Origin of the sequence: Citrobacter sp. wls826 (assembly GCF_005281245.1) — a bacterium.
GTDB lineage: Bacteria > Pseudomonadota > Gammaproteobacteria > Enterobacterales > Enterobacteriaceae > Citrobacter > Citrobacter braakii.
In genome coordinates this window covers 263213-278942 of record NZ_SZWS01000018.1, presented here as the reverse complement: position 1 = coordinate 278942, position 15730 = coordinate 263213, and the positions used below count along the sequence as shown (strand labels likewise).

Sequence of the window (15730 nt, the reverse complement as noted above, 5' to 3'; positions counted from 1 at the left end):
CCGGTTTTCTGCGTTTTTTAGCCGGTGATGCGCGAAAAGCTGATGCACTGTACATTCTCGGCGACCTGTTTGAAGCCTGGATTGGCGACGACGACCCAACCCCACTGCATCATGAAATAGCCGCGGCGATAAAATCACTGGTTGATTCCGGCGTTCCCTGCTTTTTTATTCACGGCAACCGAGATTTTCTGCTCGGCAAACGTTTTGCCCGTGAAAGCGGCATGAGCTTGCTGCCTGAGAAAAAAGTACTCAACCTGTATGGCCGCAAGGTATTGATCATGCATGGCGACACTTTGTGTACAGACGATGCAGGCTATCAGGCGTTTCGCGCCAAAGTACATCAACCCTGGCTACAGAAGCTGTTCCTCTCCCTACCTCTGTTCGTTCGCCAACGTATCGCCGCGAAAATGCGCGCCAACAGCAAAGCGGCCAACAGCAGCAAGTCACTGGCGATCATGGATGTGAATCCGCAGGCCGTCATCACCGAGATGGAAAAGCATCAGGTCCAGTGGTTAATTCACGGCCACACCCACCGCCCGGCAGTCCACGAACTTACGGCCAATGAGCAACACGCTTTCCGCGTGGTATTAGGCGCATGGCACACCGAAGGGTCGATGATCAAAGTCACGCCAGATGACGTTGAACTGATCGCATTTCCGTTTTAATTCCGCAGATATCCAGTTCCTCTTTACACAAAACTCGTTGAGATGCAGCCAGCTACAGAGGCTGCCTGAAGGGTGAAGTGTAAAGCGCGCAATCGTTTTCCTTGACGGCGAATTATGCTATTCTCTGTGGCCTCAAAAGTCGAGTGTAGTGCATCACAGGAGTTTTCAGACGCATGTCTTCCCGCAATAACCCGGCGCGTGTCGCCATCGTGATGGGGTCCAAAAGCGACTGGGCTACCATGCAGTTCGCCGCCGAAATCTTCGAAATTCTGAACGTGCCGCATCATGTTGAAGTCGTCTCCGCCCACCGCACCCCTGACAAGCTGTTTAGCTTCGCCGAAAGCGCAGAAGAGAACGGCTATCAGGTGATCATTGCCGGTGCTGGTGGCGCTGCACATCTGCCGGGCATGATTGCGGCGAAAACGCTGGTGCCTGTTTTAGGCGTCCCGGTGCAAAGCGCGGCGCTGAGCGGCGTAGATAGCCTTTACTCCATCGTACAGATGCCGCGCGGTATTCCGGTCGGAACGCTGGCTATCGGCAAAGCGGGCGCGGCAAATGCGGCCCTGCTGGCAGCACAAATTCTGGCAACACACGACAAAGCATTACACCAGCGTCTGAACGACTGGCGCAAAGCACAAACCGACGAGGTGCTGGAGAATCCGGACCCGCGAGGTGCGGCATGAAGCAGGTCTGCGTACTCGGTAACGGTCAGCTAGGGCGCATGCTGCGCCAGGCCGGTGAGCCGCTGGGCATTGCGGTCTGGCCCGTCGGGCTGGATGCCGAACCAGCAGCGGTCCCTTTTCAGCAAAGCGTGATCACCGCTGAGATTGAGCGCTGGCCGGAAACGGCGCTCACCCGCGAGCTCGCGCGCCACCCGGCGTTTGTCAACCGCGACGTTTTCCCGATTATTGCCGACCGTCTGACGCAAAAGCAGCTTTTTGACAAGCTCGGCCTGGCAACTGCGCCGTGGCAGTTGCTGGCGGATAAAAGCGAATGGCCTGCAGTATTCGACAAACTCGGTGAGCTGGCGATCGTGAAACGTCGCGTCGGCGGCTACGACGGTCGTGGGCAGTGGCGTTTACACGCAAATGAAAGCGAACAACTGCCGGACGACTGCTACGGCGAATGCATCGTTGAGCAGGGAATCAACTTCTCTGGTGAAGTCTCATTGGTTGGCGCTCGTGCGCACGACGGTAGCACCGTCTTCTATCCGCTGACCCATAACCTGCACCAGGACGGCATTCTGCGCACCAGCGTGGTCTTCCCGCAGGCTAACGCCAAACAGCAGAAACAGGCCGAAGCGATGCTCTCTGCCATCATGCAGGAGCTGGGCTATGTCGGCGTGATGGCGATGGAATGTTTCATCACCCCGGAAGGTCTGCTGATTAACGAACTGGCTCCACGCGTGCACAACAGCGGGCACTGGACGCAAAACGGTGCCAGCATCAGCCAGTTTGAGCTGCACCTGCGCGCCATTACCAACCTGCCGTTACCCACGCCGATAGTGAACACTCCTTCGGTGATGGTAAATCTGATTGGTAGCGACCTGAACTATGACTGGCTGAAGCTGCCGCTGGTGCATCTGCACTGGTATGACAAAGAGGTGCGTGAAGGGCGTAAGGTGGGACACCTGAACCTGAGCGACAGCGATACCGCGCGTCTTAGCGCGACGCTGGAAGCGCTTATCCCCCTGCTGCCGCCGGAATATGCCAGCGGTATTATCTGGGCGCAGTCAACGCTGAAATAAGCCATTAATGCCGGGGATTTGATTTTATCCTTCCCCGGCCCCTCCTCTGGCGCGTAAAATCCCCTCCATTGCTGTTTTTGTATTTTCAGGATCACACATGAACGATGGAACGGACTATCGCGCAATTTTGCTCGCTGGTACGCCTATAATCGATGTACGCGCCCCCGTCGAATTTCTGCAAGGCGCAATGCCGGGCGCAATCAACCTTCCCCTAATGAACGATGACGAACGTGCCGCCGTGGGTACCTGTTATAAACGTCAGGGACCCGAGGCAGCCCTCACGCTCGGTCATCAACTGGTCTGCGGCGAGACTCGCCAACAACGTATGAAGGCCTGGCTGGATGCCTGTCGTCAAAATCCTGCGGGTTATTTATGCTGCGCGCGCGGCGGTCAGCGTTCGCACATTGTGCAGCAGTGGCTGCACGAGTCCGGGATTGACTACCCGCTGATACACGGCGGCTACAAAGCCCTGCGTCAGGCGGCGATTCAGCTGACGGAAGAATTAGTGCAAAAGCCGATCGTCTTAATTGGCGGCTGTACCGGGAACGGTAAAACGCAGCTGGTGCAACAGCAGCCGAACGGCGTGGATCTCGAAGGTCTGGCGCACCATCGCGGTTCCTCGTTTGGTCGCACCGTTGAACCGCAGTTGAGTCAGGCGAGTTTTGAAAACCTGCTGGCGGTCGAAATGCTCAGAACCGACAGCCGTCAGGATCTGCGTCTGTGGGTACTGGAAGATGAAGGCCGCATGATCGGGGCTAATCATCTGCCTGAGTGCCTGCGTGAACGCATGACCCAGGCATCTATTGCAGTGGTGGACGATCCTTTTGAGCGTCGTCTGGAGCGACTGCGTGAAGAGTATTTCGTGCGGATGCACCACGATTTTACCCATGCTTATGGCGAGAGTCAGGGCTGGCAGGAGTATAGCGAGTATCTGCACCACGGCCTGTTTGCTATTCGCCGCCGTCTGGGTTTACAACGTTTTGCCGAGCTGACCGCCCTGCTCGACGTGGCTCTGCGCGAACAGCAAGCGACGGGCAGTACCGACGCCCATATGGGCTGGCTGGTGCCGTTGCTCAACGAGTATTACGACCCGATGTATCGCTATCAGTTGGAAAAGAAAGCCGCGAAAATCGTCTTTCGCGGCACATGGCAGGATGTTGCCGACTGGCTTAACGCACAGTGATCAGTGTCTGTCGCGCTTATCCGCGCGTTTCGCCAGCCAGTCGCCCAGCACCTGAACGACCTGCACCAGAATAATCAGCGCCACCACGGTGACGATCATGACCTGGGTTTCGTAGCGGTAATAACCAAAGCGAATCGCCAGGTCGCCTACCCCACCGCCACCAACGATTCCGGCCATCGCGGAGTAACCGATCAGACTCACCAGCGTTATCGTCAACCCACGCAGCAGACCCGCGCTCGCTTCAGGTAACAGAACGGTGCAGATGATGCGCATCGGGCTGGCGCCAAAGGCTTCCGCCGCTTCAATAATGCCTTTATCGACTTCGCGCAGTGCGCTGTCGACCAGACGGGCATAAAAAGCGATTGCCGCCACCGAGAGCGGAACCGACGCCGCAATCGGTCCAATGGTATTTCCGAGTAAAAACTGGGTGAGCGGCAGCAGCAGCACCAGCAGGATCACAAACGGCACCGAACGGATGATATTCACCAGCACGGAGCTGAGCAGATACACAAAACGGTTTTGCCAGAATAAATGCCGGTCGGTGACGAAAATAAGAAAACCGAGCGGCAGACCGCCAATAATCGCCAGCACCGTAGAGATGCTTAGCATCTGAAAGGTTTCATTAAACGCCAGCGTCAAATCAGGCAATAAATCATCCACGAATCACCTCCACCTGTGCCGTGCGTTGACGAATATGTTCCACGGCGACATCCACCGCAGAAGGGTTATGCGGCGCGGTCAGTTGCACCACCAGAATCCCCAGCGCACGCTCGCCGATATATTCAATTTTGCCGTGCAGAATGTTCACCGCCACACCAAATTTAACCGCGACTTCTGACAACACCGGTTGTTCCGCCGAATCGCCGATGAACAGAATTTTCAGCAACTGGCCAGGCAAATGCTGGCGCAAGCGTTCGGGTAGCGTCAGATTGAGGGTATGCGACACCAGTTGCTGCGTGAAAGCGTGCTGCGGGTGAGCAAAAACGTCAAACACCTCACCGGACTCCACCACCTTGCCGCCGGACATCACCGCCACACGATCGCAAATCGATTTGATCACGTTCATCTCGTGAGTGATCAGCACGATCGTGATCCCCAGCTGTTGGTTGATCTGCTTAAGCAATGCCAGAATAGTGGCCGATGTCTCCAGATCCAGCGCAGAGGTCGGTTCATCACACAGCAGCACATCGGGGTGATTGGCAATCGCACGGGCAATACCAACGCGCTGCTTTTGCCCGCCGCTGAGCTGCACAGGAAAGCGGTTCGCCTTGTCAGACAGCCCCACCAGCGTCAGGATTTCGCTGACGCGTGGGCCAATTTTACTGCGCTCCCATCCGGCAGCCTTCAGGCTGAAAGCGACGTTTTGCGCCACGGTACGGGTATGCATCAGATTAAAATGCTGAAAAATCATCCCAATACGCTGACGGGCTTTACGTAGTTGCGCCCCTTCCAGCGCGGAAATTTCTACGCCGTTAACCTTTACGCTTCCCAGGCTTGGTCGCGTTAAGGCGTTCAGGGTGCGCAGCAGCGTACTTTTCCCCGCGCCGCTGGTCCCGACAATGCCAAATATCTCACCTGCGCCTATGCGCAAGCTGACGTCATCAACCGCCCGGGTTGATGGTCCACGGCCTGCGCTAAAATCCACGCAAACCTTTTCTATCTCAATCATAGCCACCTCAGAAATGCGAAAAGGGCAGTCGCCGCTGCCCCTGTTAACCTTGTGCGCAGCGATTATTGGGCTGCCGACATCCATTCCGGTTTCTGGAAGGCGCTGTAGATATTTTGCGGATCGTCGATCACCGCGCGATACGCCGGAGATTTCACCGCCGCCACAATATCTTTCGCGAACGGTTTATCCGCATCTTCACTGCGAACCGCTATGATATTTTTCAGATTTTCGTCCAGATGCTCTTGCTTGATGGCACTGGCGAGATCCAGTTTCGCCGCCACGGCAAAGTTACCGTTGACCAGCGCGCCGGTCACACCGTCCAGGGTACGCGGCAGTTGTGCCGCTTCCAGCGGTTTAAACACCAGCCCTTTCGGGTTGCTGGCGATATCGCGCTCAGAGGCTTTAGTCGGATCGATAGTGTCTTTGATGGTAATAAGGTCAATAGACTGCAGGAAACGCAGACCGCGAGCCAGATTGGTTGGATCATTGGAAAGCGTGATCACATCCCCTTTTTTTAACTCATCCAGGCTTTTGATTTTATGTGAGTAAAAACCCATCCCGGCCGTCGGGACCACAATCAGCTTGCTCAGCTTCAGTCCTTTATCAGCGGTGAATTTGTCAAAGTAGAGCGAGTGCTGGAACAAGTTGGCATCAATACTGCCGTTGGAAAGCGCCATGTTCGGCTGCACGTAGTCGCTGAATTCGCGCACCACTACCTTATAGCCTTTCTCTTTCAGCGTAGGGGCAATGGCCTGTTTCACCATATCGCCGTACGGCCCAGGTGCGACGCCAAACACGATGGTATGCGGGTCACTGTTCGCATGAGCAAGTTGTAATCCACAGGCCAGTAACAGCGCTCCGGTCGCGACGCGTAAACTCTGACGCAATCCCATAATTTCTCCATTTTAACGTTGTGGTGTCATGTCTCACGCCGTTCTTGCGGCGTTGTTCTTGTTGGCCTGTTAACAGGCTGATTGTTAACATGACACAGATCACAACCTGCTGTCCTTGAAATTATTTCATGATGTTGCGGGATATGTCGTTGAATGTACGTTGAAGGTACTAATGCGTTTTTCAGCAAAGGATAGTAAAAAACCGGATAACCTTCTGGTTACCCGGTTTTGGCAGGGAAATTGACTTAGAAATCGTAACGCAGACGAACCAGGTTCATATCACCCAGATTGTCGGTGCTGGAGGTGAAGACGTGTTCGTAATCCACACGGAAACCGTAGTCCAGCTGGAAGCTGATACCCACACCATTGTCGGTACGCAGGTAGTTACGACCATTCACGTATTCAATACGGTCGCCCATAACGTAGGGTTGAACGGATTTCAGCGCATACTGACCAACCGGGAAGGTGTAACCCGCGAAGTATTCCAGACCCCAGGCATCACCGGCAAAGTAATCGTTAACAGAGACTTTTTTGGTGGTCATGAAGTTTTGATACCAACCGCCGCCCATCGAGAAGGTCCAGTTGTCCGGTTTCCAGCTCAGCGCGGTACCGACGATGTTTTGATCGTAGGTTTTGCTGGTGTCGCCACGCATTTCCGCGCGGGTGTAGTTCCACGCCGTACCCCAGGTCAGGTCATCGGTGATGTGATAATCCACACCCAGCGAGCCACCGCCTTTACGCTTGTAGCGCAGACCGTTGTTCGGGTTGTAATCATCGCTGAACAGATAAGACGCGTAGAGATCAACATCGCCAACCGTTTTCTTATACTTCAGTGATTTACGCGTACGATAGGAACCGTCATAGTCGCCATTGATACCGTTACCTGGTGCCTGACCGATCATGTCGTAGTCCCAGATATCCGTTTTCGCACCAACCACATCATAGTAAATGCTGTTCTGTTGACCGAAGGTCAGCGTACCCCATGTCGCGCTCTTCAGACCGGTGTACAACATACGACGCGTGGTATCGTTGGCGCCGTTAGCATAGTGATTATCCCAGTTGAACATTGCCGGGAAGTTTACGCCCAGCTCGTAATAACTCACCCAGCTGATGTCATCAAACAGATAGTAATCAGCGGCGAAGCGGAAACGCGTCCCGCCGTCGAAACCATTACGTTTGTAGCCATTCTTACCATCGTCACCGGCCATATTCTGGAACTGCGGACGAATACTCCCGCCAACGGTGAAGTTAAGACGGCTCAGCGGGTTGCCCGCCTGTGGATCTTGTTTCAGGACCGTGATTTCCGCCTGGGAGGCGAATGTCGTTAATGCCACTGCTGCGCCGATCGATACCGCCAGCGCCGTTTTTTTTATAGTCATTATTTGTACCTTGATAGATAGCCTGCCAATTATTCAGCATACAAATATTAACGTTTATTAATACACTCGTGTTGTCGGGTTTTTATTGTTCTGTGCTGTTAAATATCAATGAGTTATCAATTTGTGCTACATAGATAAAAAACGCACCGATTTAAAAAACCGGTGCGTAATCATCACGAATATGAATTAACTACTGAATTGACGGAACAGCGCTTTGCCTTTTAGCAGACGTGAACCGAGCCATCCGCCGCATAACGAGAGCAACAATGCCCCACAAAGCGGCAACACGACCCACAGTCGCCAGTCTGGCTCCCACGGAAAATCAAACACTCGGGTTTGCAGCACCGCCAGTGCGGTTTCCGCACCGATGGCAGCCACCAGTCCGGCGACCATCCCGAGCATGGCGAACTCGCACCATAGCGTGGTACGCAATAGCTTCTTACCCGCGCCCAGCGTGCGCCAGACCACCAGTTCCTGATGACGCTGACGCATTCCGACCTGGACCTGCGCCAATAGCAGCAACATACCGCAAGCGGTAACCAGCACCACCATCACCTCCAGTGCCCGGCTCACCTGCTCCAGCACCTGGCTCACCTGTTTGAGGATTGCGCCAATATCCAGCAGGCTGATAGTCGGGAATTCGCGGTTAAGCTGCGTCAGCATGCCGTTGCCGTTCTCCCAGCGAAAGCTGGTTAACCAGCTTTGCGGCTGAGCGTCCAGCGCGCCGGAGGGAAAGATAAAGAAGAAGTTGGGGCGCAGGCTTTCCCAGTCCACTTTGCGCAGACTGCTAACCGTGGCGCTGAAATCCTGGGTATCGCCCATAAAGGTCACCCGATCGCCAAGTTTGACGTTCAGCCGTTTCGCCAGCCCCTCTTCCATCGAGACTTCGCCCGCTTTTGGCGGCCAGCTTCCGGCAACGATCGGGTTATGATCCGGTCGGGTATCCTGCCAGGTCAGATTAAGCTCACGGTTCAGCGCCTCATCGTGATTGCCTTCGGTCGGCTTCTCATTGATCGCCGTCAGACGCGCCCGCACAATCGGATAGAACGATTCCGGGATCACCTGATGCTCAGCCAGGAAAGCCTTGAGTGGAACCACCTGTTCGGTGGCAATGTTGATGAGAAAATAGTTCGGGCTTTCCGGCGGCATTTGCTGCTGCCAGCGGTCGAGCAGGTCACCACGCAGTACCAGCAGCAGCGCCAGCAACATAAAGGAAAGCGAAAATGCCGACAGCTGACTGAGCGTTGACCACGGCTGGCGCAACAGCCGACTGACCGCTAAACGCAGCGGCAGCGAGGTGAGCGTCAGGCCACGCAGCACGTTGAGCAGCATCCAGCCGAGCACCCCGCACAAAAGCGCCAGCACTACCGCTCCGGCCAGCACGGCCCACAGCAGCGGACTTCCGCCCATCAGTCCGGCGAGCAGGGCAATCACGACTATCAATACCACCGGCAAATAAAACTTCAGCGGCCAGACGTTTGCCACCACGTCACGGCGCAGTACCCGCAGTGGCTGAGTCGCCAGCAGCAAACGGTAAGGGCGTAACCCCACCAGCAGAGAAATGACCGTCATGGTGCCTAATGCCCATAGCCACGGCCAGGGACTGGCAGGCGGCAGTTCGCCGGGCAGTACCGGCTTAAGTAATACCACCAGCACGCGTTCAAACAACAGCCCGAATAACCCTCCGGTCACGCCAGACAGCACCAGCACCATCAGCCATTGACCAACAATTAGCCTGCGCAACTGTGCTCTGCCCGCGCCAAGGGTTTTCAGAATAGCCACCAGATCGTAACGACTGCGGCAGTAATGGCTCATCGCCACGGCAACCGCAGCGACCGCCAGCAGCAGGGTTAGCAGCGCCGACAGCAGCAGGAACTGTTGCGAACGCTCCAGTGATTTCCCCAGCGCCCCTTCATCCTGCTCCAGCCCATACCAGCGCTGTTCAGGCTTTAACTGCGGGAGCAGCCATTTTTCATAGGCTTCCAGTTGCTGCGGTGTCCCGCCAAATTTATAGCGCCAGGTCACCCGGCTCCCCGGCTGGACCGCCGCCGTTTTTTCGACATCCGCCATGTTCATCATCAGGCGCGGCGCTATCTGGAACGGATTAAAACCGGCGTCCGGCTCCTGCACCACTTCCCCGGCGATGCGCAGCGTGGCATCACCCACGTCGATGGAATCACCGATTTTTAAGTTTAGCAACGCCATCAGACGCGGAGCCAGCAGCACCGAGCCTGGCTGAGGTTTCAGTCCCGGCGGATTGGTTTGCAACGTGCCATACATCGGATACACATCATCCACCGCTTTGACGTTCGCCAACTGCGGCGTATCCCGGGCAAAGGTCATAGTGGCAAAGGTCAGCTGTTCGCCCACTTTCAGGCCACGCTGTCGCGCCTCGTCAATCCACGCTTTCGGCACGGTACGCGAACTTTGTAGCGACCGATCTCCCGCCATAAACTCACGGCTTTGCTGGCTCAGCCCTTTTTCCATACGATCGCTGATATTGCCCAGCGCCAGCACGCAGGCCACGGCCAGGCTCAGCGCCAGCCAGACAATCAGTAATGAAGGCGAGCGCCATTCGCGCCAGAACCAGCGTGCAATCATGCCTCCTCCTGCAACTGTCCGTTCACCAGACGTAAACGCCGATCGCAACGCGCCGCCAGTTGAGAATCATGGGTCACCAGAATCAGGGTGGTGCCATGTTCCCGGTTCAGAGAAAACAGCAGGTCGGCGATTTTGTCTCCGGTCTGGCGGTCCAGATTGCCCGTCGGTTCATCGGCAAACAGTACGTCAGGACGACCGTTAAACGCCCGCGCCAGCGCTACGCGCTGCTGCTCCCCGCCGGAAAGCTGGGCCGGAAGATGATCAAGACGTTTTCCCAGCCCCAGTTGCTCCAGCAACGTTTTTGCCCCGTCGCGACTTTTTCCGCTGTTTTCGCCGCGCAACAACGCGGGCAACTCGACGTTTTCCAGCGCGTTTAGGGTCGGAATTAACATGAATGACTGGAAGACAAAACCCACGTGTCGCGCCCGCAGCTGTGCCCGGGCTTCTTCATCCATGGTGTGCAGCGCCTGCCCCACCAGGCTGACTTCACCGCTGGTACCATCGTCCAGCCCGGCGAGGATCGCCAGCAGTGTGGATTTTCCTGAACCCGACTCGCCAATCAGCGCAATGGTCTCGGCGCGTTTGACAACCAGTTCAACTCCGGTAAGGATGGATAGCTCATGATCACCCTGACCGACGGATTTCTTAAGATGATGAACTTCAACAATGTTTTCCGCTGGCATTGGCCTTTCCTGTTCCTGGTCCTGTTAACTTTCCGCGCCGCCGCAGCGGACACGTTATTAATTCTGGGTGACAGCCTGAGCGCCGGATACCGTATGTCCGCCAGCGCCGCGTGGCCTGCGCTACTTAATGATAAATGGCAAACCAAAACGCCGGTGGTGAATGCCAGTATTAGCGGCGACACCTCGCAGCAGGGTCTGGCCCGTCTGCCTACATTACTGAAGCAGCACCAGCCGCGCTGGGTGCTGGTCGAACTTGGCGGCAACGACGGTCTGCGCGGTTTTGCGCCTGCGCAAACCGAACAAACCCTGCGCACGATTCTGCAGGATGTGAAAGCAGCAAATGCCGAACCGCTGCTGATGCAAATTCGTCTGCCGGCAAACTACGGTCGCCGTTATAATGAAAGCTTTAGCGCGATTTATCCAAAACTCGCCAAAGAGTTTGATATACCTCTGCTGCCCTTTTTTATGGAAGAGGTTTATCTGAAACCCCAGTGGATGCAGGATGATGGTATTCATCCTAACCGTGACGCCCAGCCGTTTATTGCCGACTGGATGGCGCAACATCTCACTCCTCTAGTAAATCACGACTCGTAAAACAACGGAGATCCTGACAGGTAAAGTTATGCAAAAATCGGTCTTAATAACAGGATGTTCCAGCGGAATCGGTCTGGAAAGCGCGCTTGAGCTAAAGCGCCAGGGTTTTCAAATTCTGGCAGGCTGTCGCAAACCTGACGATGTGGCGCGTATGAACAGCATGGGATTCACCGGCATATTGCTGGATCTGGATGCACCCGAGAGCGTAGATCGCGCGGCTGATGAGGTGATCGCCCTGACCGATAATCGTTTGTATGGGATCTTTAACAACGCCGGATACGGCGTCTATGGCCCACTGCCCACCATCAGCCGCGAGCAGATGGAACAGCAGTTTTCCGCCAACTTCTTCGGCGCACATCAGCTTACCATGCGCCTGTTACCCGCCATGCTACCCCACGGCGAAGGACGAATTGTGATGACCTCGTCGGTAATGGGATTGATCTCAACGCCGGGGCGCGGGGCCTATGCCGCCAGCAAATATGCGCTGGAAGCCTGGTCCGACGCGCTGCGTATGGAGCTGCGCCACAGCGGGATTAAGGTCAGCCTGATTGAGCCAGGCCCTATTCGCACCCGCTTTACCGAAAACGTCAACCAGACCCAGAGCGATGCTCCCGTGGAAAACCCCGGAATTGCCGCGCGTTTTACGCTGGGGCCACAAGCGGTTGTCGCCAAAGTGCGTCATGCGTTTGAGAGCGACAAACCAAAGCTGCGTTATCCGGTTACGCTGGTGACCTGGGCAGTTATGCTACTGAAGCGCCTGTTGCCAGGCCGCATAATGGACAAAATTTTACAGGGTTGAGTTGAAGCACGCGCGTCAGCCCCCATGTAACAAGAAATCGACAAAAGAGAGTAACTCCATGTCCACACAGAATATTGTTAACATTAACGAATCGAACCTCCAGCAGACCCTTGAACAGTCGATGACCACGCCGGTCCTGTTCTATTTTTGGTCTGAGCGCAGCCAGCATTGTCTGCAATTAACGCCGGTACTGGAGAACCTTGTTGCTCAGTACAACGGTCAGTTTATTCTCGCCAAGTTAGACTGCGACGCCGAGCAGATGATCGCCTCCCAGTTTGGTCTGCGCGCGATCCCCACGGTTTATCTGTTCCAGAACGGTCAGCCGGTAGATGGATTCCAGGGCCCGCAGCCGGAAGAAGTTATTCGCGCGCTGCTGGAGAAAGTGTTACCGAGCGAAGAAGAGTTGAAAGCGCGCCAGGCGATCGAGTTCATCGAAGCCGGCAATCACGCTGATGCGCTGCCGCTGCTGAAAGAAGCCTGGCAGATCTCCAACCAGAGCAGCGAAATTGGCCTGCTGCTGGCGGAAACGCAAATCGCCCTGAACCGTTCTGACGAAGCCGAAGCGGTGCTGAAAACTATCCCGTTGCAGGATCAGGACACCCGTTATCAGGGCCTGGTGGCACAGATCGAACTGCTGAAGCAGGCGGCTGATACACCTGAAATCCAACAGTTGCAGCAGCAGGTCGCCAGCAATCCACAGGATGCGGCGCTGGCAACTCAACTGGCCATTCAGTTACACCAGGTCGGACGTAACGAGGAATCACTGGAATTGCTGTTCAGTCACCTGAAGAAAGATCTCACTGCAGCCGACGGTCAGGCGCGTAAAACCTTCCAGGAGATCCTTGCCGCACTGGGCACCGGCGATGCGCTGGCCTCGAAATACCGCCGCCAGCTGTACGCGCTGTTGTACTAATCCGCTGCATTTGCCTGATGGCGCTTGCGCTAATCGGGCCTACAATCTCCCCGTAGGCCCGCGCCATCCGGTACTCCATTAGTTTTTTTTCAAATGCGTCACCACCAGTTGGTGACGTGAATTATAGAACTTCCGATAGGTCAGGTAGCAGGCGATAATGGTTGACAGACTGGCGGTCGAAAGCAGCATAAACGTCACCATAATCTGATACTTAATCGCTTTTACCGGATCAATACCTGCAAAGATCAACCCGGACATCATCCCCGGTAAACTCACCAGTCCCACGGTCTTCGCTGAATCGATCGTCGGGATCAGCGAAGCGCGAATACTGTCGCGAATCAGCGGCGCGGAGGCCACTTTCGGCGTCGCACCGAGGCTGAGTTTTTCCTGAATTTGCTGCTGTTCGCTGTTAAACCGCTGCCCCAGATTGTTGTAACACAGCCCTACCGCAACCATCGCATTGCCTGCAATCATGCCGGAAATTGGGATCACCTGCATTGGGGTAAACTCGATAGAGCCTGACAGAACCAGCACCGCCAGCGTTAACCCCGCCCCCGCCGTGATGGCGATAAATGACGAGAGAAAAGCTTTATCAATATATTTACTGCGCTTTTGCGCGTTATAGGCCGCGTTGAAACAGATAAACAGCACCATCAATAAGGTCAGAATGCTGTGGTTAACGCCGAAAATATATTTCAGAACATAACCAACGATAATAAGCTGAACCACCGCCCGGCAAACGCTCCAGAGAATATCTTTTTCCAGCGCCAGTTTTTCTTTGTTGCTGATCAGTATCGCGACCACCACCAGCATCATCGCTAACGCCAGTGATTCATTGGTAATATTATGCTCGTTCATTGCTTACTTCCTGCATTTCCCCGGCGTGCGGTTGAAGGGTTATGACATTATCCGCATGATTAATTTCATCTTTGTCGTGCGTCACCCACAGCACAGCAATATTCTTATCGCGGACATAGTGGTGAATTAATTCGTTCACATTCCGTTTATTGGCTTCATCCAGCGCGCTGGTAATTTCATCAAGCAGCAGGATTTTTGGCAGAAACTGTAAATTACGAATTAATGAGACGCGTTGCTTTTCGCCGCCAGACAGCTCATTGATGTTTTTTTTGAGGATCGTTTCGGGTAGCTCAAAACGGGCCAGATCGGCAAGAAACACATCCGGATCCGGACGTTTATCGCGGATTTGCCAGGGGAAAATGAGGTTGTCGTAAACGGTGTCACCAAACAACGCGGGCGTTTGCGCACAATAAGAAACCTGCTGGCGATATGTTTCAGGCTTAAGAGTGTTTATCTCCTTGCCCTCAAAGAGAATTTCACCGGCAGTCGGGCTAATTAATGACGCCACTATCTTGAGTAACGTACTTTTACCGCAACCAGACTGGCCGGTAATCAGCTTAAATTCTCCGGCCCGGAGATTAAAACAGATGTTATTGAGAACCTGCGTCGCCCCTGCCTGCCATGCGACATTTTTTAACTGAAGCAGAATGCTGCTTTCTTCCATTACCAATCCCTTTTTTACCTCTTTCGTGCAGACAGTCTATCCCTGTAATTTATTATAGGGGAGCCCACCCTGATAAATCGGGTATAATTTGACTAATGAGGCAGTAAAGGACAACACAACAGGAGGTTTCATCAATGCTCATTTTTATTCCTATTCTCATTTTTGTCGCGCTGGTCATCGTCGGTGCTGGCGTCAAAATCGTCCCGCAGGGATATCAGTGGACGGTCGAGCGTTTTGGCCGTTACACCAAAACCCTGCAACCGGGTTTAAACCTTGTTGTACCGTTCATGGACCGCATCGGTCGTAAGATCAACATGATGGAACAGGTGCTTGATATCCCCTCTCAGGAAGTCATCTCCAAAGACAACGCCAACGTCGCGATCGATGCCGTCTGCTTTATTCAGGTGATCGACGCGCCAAAAGCGGCTTATGAGGTCAGCAACCTGGAACTGGCGATCATCAACCTGACCATGACCAACATTCGTACCGTTCTCGGCTCGATGGAACTCGATGAAATGCTCTCCCAGCGCGACAACATCAACACGCGCCTGCTGCATATCGTTGATGAGGCCACGAATCCCTGGGGCATCAAAATCACCCGTATTGAAATCCGCGATGTGCGTCCGCCGGCGGAACTTATCGACGCCATGAACGCGCAGATGAAAGCCGAACGTACCAAGCGCGCCTATATTCTTGAAGCGGAAGGGATCCGTCAGGCAGAAATCGTCAAGGCCGAAGGTGAGAAACAGTCGAAAATCCTCAAAGCGGAAGGTGAACGCCAGTCGGCATTTTTACAGGCTGAAGCGCGTGAACGTTCCGCAGAAGCCGAGGCCCGCGCGACGCAGATGGTTTCGGAGGCCATTGCCGCCGGGGATATTCAGGCCGTGAACTACTTCGTGGCGCAGAAATACACCGAAGCGCTGCAACACATCGGTTCGTCGAATAACAGCAAAGTGGTGATGATGCCGCTGGATGCCAGCAGCCTGATGGGGTCCATTGCCGGGATAGCCGAACTGGTGAAAGACAGCGCCAGCGAACGGAAAAAATCATGATAGCGATGATTCTGGTGCACCCGCACATCT

At 54.7% G+C, this 15730-nt stretch carries 16 protein-coding genes; 8 read left to right on the top strand and 8 right to left on the bottom strand.

Translation table 11 applies throughout. The features are described 5' to 3' along the window. The 4 genes from lpxH to mnmH all read left to right on the top strand — a co-directional run. On the top strand, positions 1–665 hold a 665-nt coding region (gene lpxH, locus FDW87_RS04005; protein ID WP_137379486.1), incomplete at its 5' end, for a UDP-2,3-diacylglucosamine diphosphatase. Between the two features lie 173 nt (positions 666–838). Continuing rightward, positions 839–1348, top strand: coding sequence for a 5-(carboxyamino)imidazole ribonucleotide mutase (purE, locus tag FDW87_RS04000; protein WP_016152120.1), 510 nt, complete (start codon positions 839–841; stop codon positions 1346–1348). Continuing rightward, positions 1345–2412 (top strand): 5-(carboxyamino)imidazole ribonucleotide synthase, encoded by a 1068-nt coding sequence (purK, locus tag FDW87_RS03995; RefSeq protein WP_137379472.1) that lies wholly within the window; start codon positions 1345–1347, stop codon positions 2410–2412. Before purE ends, purK begins: the two co-directional genes overlap by 4 nt. A 97-nt stretch (positions 2413–2509) precedes the next feature. Then, positions 2510–3595, top strand: a complete 1086-nt coding sequence (mnmH, locus tag FDW87_RS03990) for a tRNA 2-selenouridine(34) synthase MnmH (protein WP_049042610.1) — start codon at positions 2510–2512, stop codon at positions 3593–3595. On the opposite strand, the gene FDW87_RS03985 is transcribed toward mnmH, so the two are convergent. The 6 genes from FDW87_RS03985 to ybbA all read right to left on the bottom strand — a co-directional run bounded on the left by FDW87_RS03985 (position 3596) and on the right by ybbA (position 10820). After that, entirely contained in the window at positions 3596–4255 is a 660-nt protein-coding gene (locus FDW87_RS03985) for a methionine ABC transporter permease (RefSeq protein WP_003831085.1), read from the bottom strand. Beyond that, positions 4248–5264: a virulence-associated ABC transporter ATP-binding protein SfbB gene (gene sfbB / locus FDW87_RS03980; protein ID WP_046276103.1), complete on the bottom strand. Its 1017-nt coding sequence runs from the start codon at positions 5262–5264 to the stop codon at positions 4248–4250. Before sfbB ends, FDW87_RS03985 begins: the two co-directional genes overlap by 8 nt. Positions 5265–5326: 62 nt before the next feature. After that, entirely contained in the window at positions 5327–6157 is an 831-nt protein-coding gene (locus FDW87_RS03975) for a MetQ/NlpA family ABC transporter substrate-binding protein (RefSeq protein ID WP_016155899.1), read from the bottom strand. A 245-nt stretch (positions 6158–6402) separates the two neighbouring features. Then, on the bottom strand, positions 6403–7536 hold the full coding sequence (locus FDW87_RS03970) for a porin (RefSeq protein WP_016152115.1): 1134 nt from the start codon (positions 7534–7536) through the stop codon (positions 6403–6405). Between the two features lie 186 nt (positions 7537–7722). Then, positions 7723–10137, bottom strand: coding sequence for a putative ABC transporter permease subunit YbbP (gene ybbP / locus FDW87_RS03965; protein ID WP_016152114.1), 2415 nt, complete (start codon positions 10135–10137; stop codon positions 7723–7725). Beyond that, positions 10134–10820 (bottom strand): putative ABC transporter ATP-binding protein YbbA, encoded by a 687-nt coding sequence (ybbA, locus tag FDW87_RS03960; RefSeq protein ID WP_016152113.1) that lies wholly within the window; start codon positions 10818–10820, stop codon positions 10134–10136. Before ybbA ends, ybbP begins: the two co-directional genes overlap by 4 nt. On the opposite strand from ybbA, the gene tesA reads away from it, so the two are divergent. Genes tesA through FDW87_RS03945 form a run of 3 tightly spaced genes read left to right on the top strand, consistent with a single transcriptional unit; the run spans position 10788 to position 13126 of the window. Next, on the top strand, positions 10788–11414 hold the full coding sequence (gene tesA / locus FDW87_RS03955; RefSeq protein ID WP_094760949.1) for a multifunctional acyl-CoA thioesterase I/protease I/lysophospholipase L1: 627 nt from the start codon (positions 10788–10790) through the stop codon (positions 11412–11414). The genes ybbA and tesA overlap by 33 nt on opposite strands. Before the next feature lie 28 nt (positions 11415–11442). Continuing rightward, positions 11443–12213, top strand: a complete 771-nt coding sequence (locus FDW87_RS03950; protein ID WP_137379471.1) for an SDR family oxidoreductase — start codon at positions 11443–11445, stop codon at positions 12211–12213. A 58-nt stretch (positions 12214–12271) separates the two neighbouring features. Then, positions 12272–13126, top strand: a complete 855-nt coding sequence (locus FDW87_RS03945) for a co-chaperone YbbN (protein WP_047501870.1) — start codon at positions 12272–12274, stop codon at positions 13124–13126. Positions 13127–13204: 78 nt separating this feature from the next. Here the strand turns inward: FDW87_RS03945 and fetB are convergent, their stop codons facing one another. Together fetB and fetA are read right to left on the bottom strand one after the other, a co-directional pair. Beyond that, positions 13205–13984 (bottom strand): iron export ABC transporter permease subunit FetB, encoded by a 780-nt coding sequence (gene fetB, locus FDW87_RS03940; RefSeq protein WP_016155894.1) that lies wholly within the window; start codon positions 13982–13984, stop codon positions 13205–13207. Then, the gene (gene fetA / locus FDW87_RS03935) at positions 13971–14648 is read right to left on the bottom strand and encodes an iron ABC transporter ATP-binding protein FetA (protein WP_019076194.1); all 678 of its coding nucleotides are present in this window, start codon (positions 14646–14648) and stop codon (positions 13971–13973) included. Before fetA ends, fetB begins: the two co-directional genes overlap by 14 nt. Before the next feature lie 134 nt (positions 14649–14782). Between fetA and FDW87_RS03930 the strand changes: the two genes are divergently transcribed. Beyond that, complete coding sequence (locus FDW87_RS03930; protein ID WP_016152106.1) at positions 14783–15700, top strand: SPFH domain-containing protein; 918 nt, start codon at positions 14783–14785, stop codon at positions 15698–15700. Positions 15701–15730: the final 30 nt, after the last annotated feature.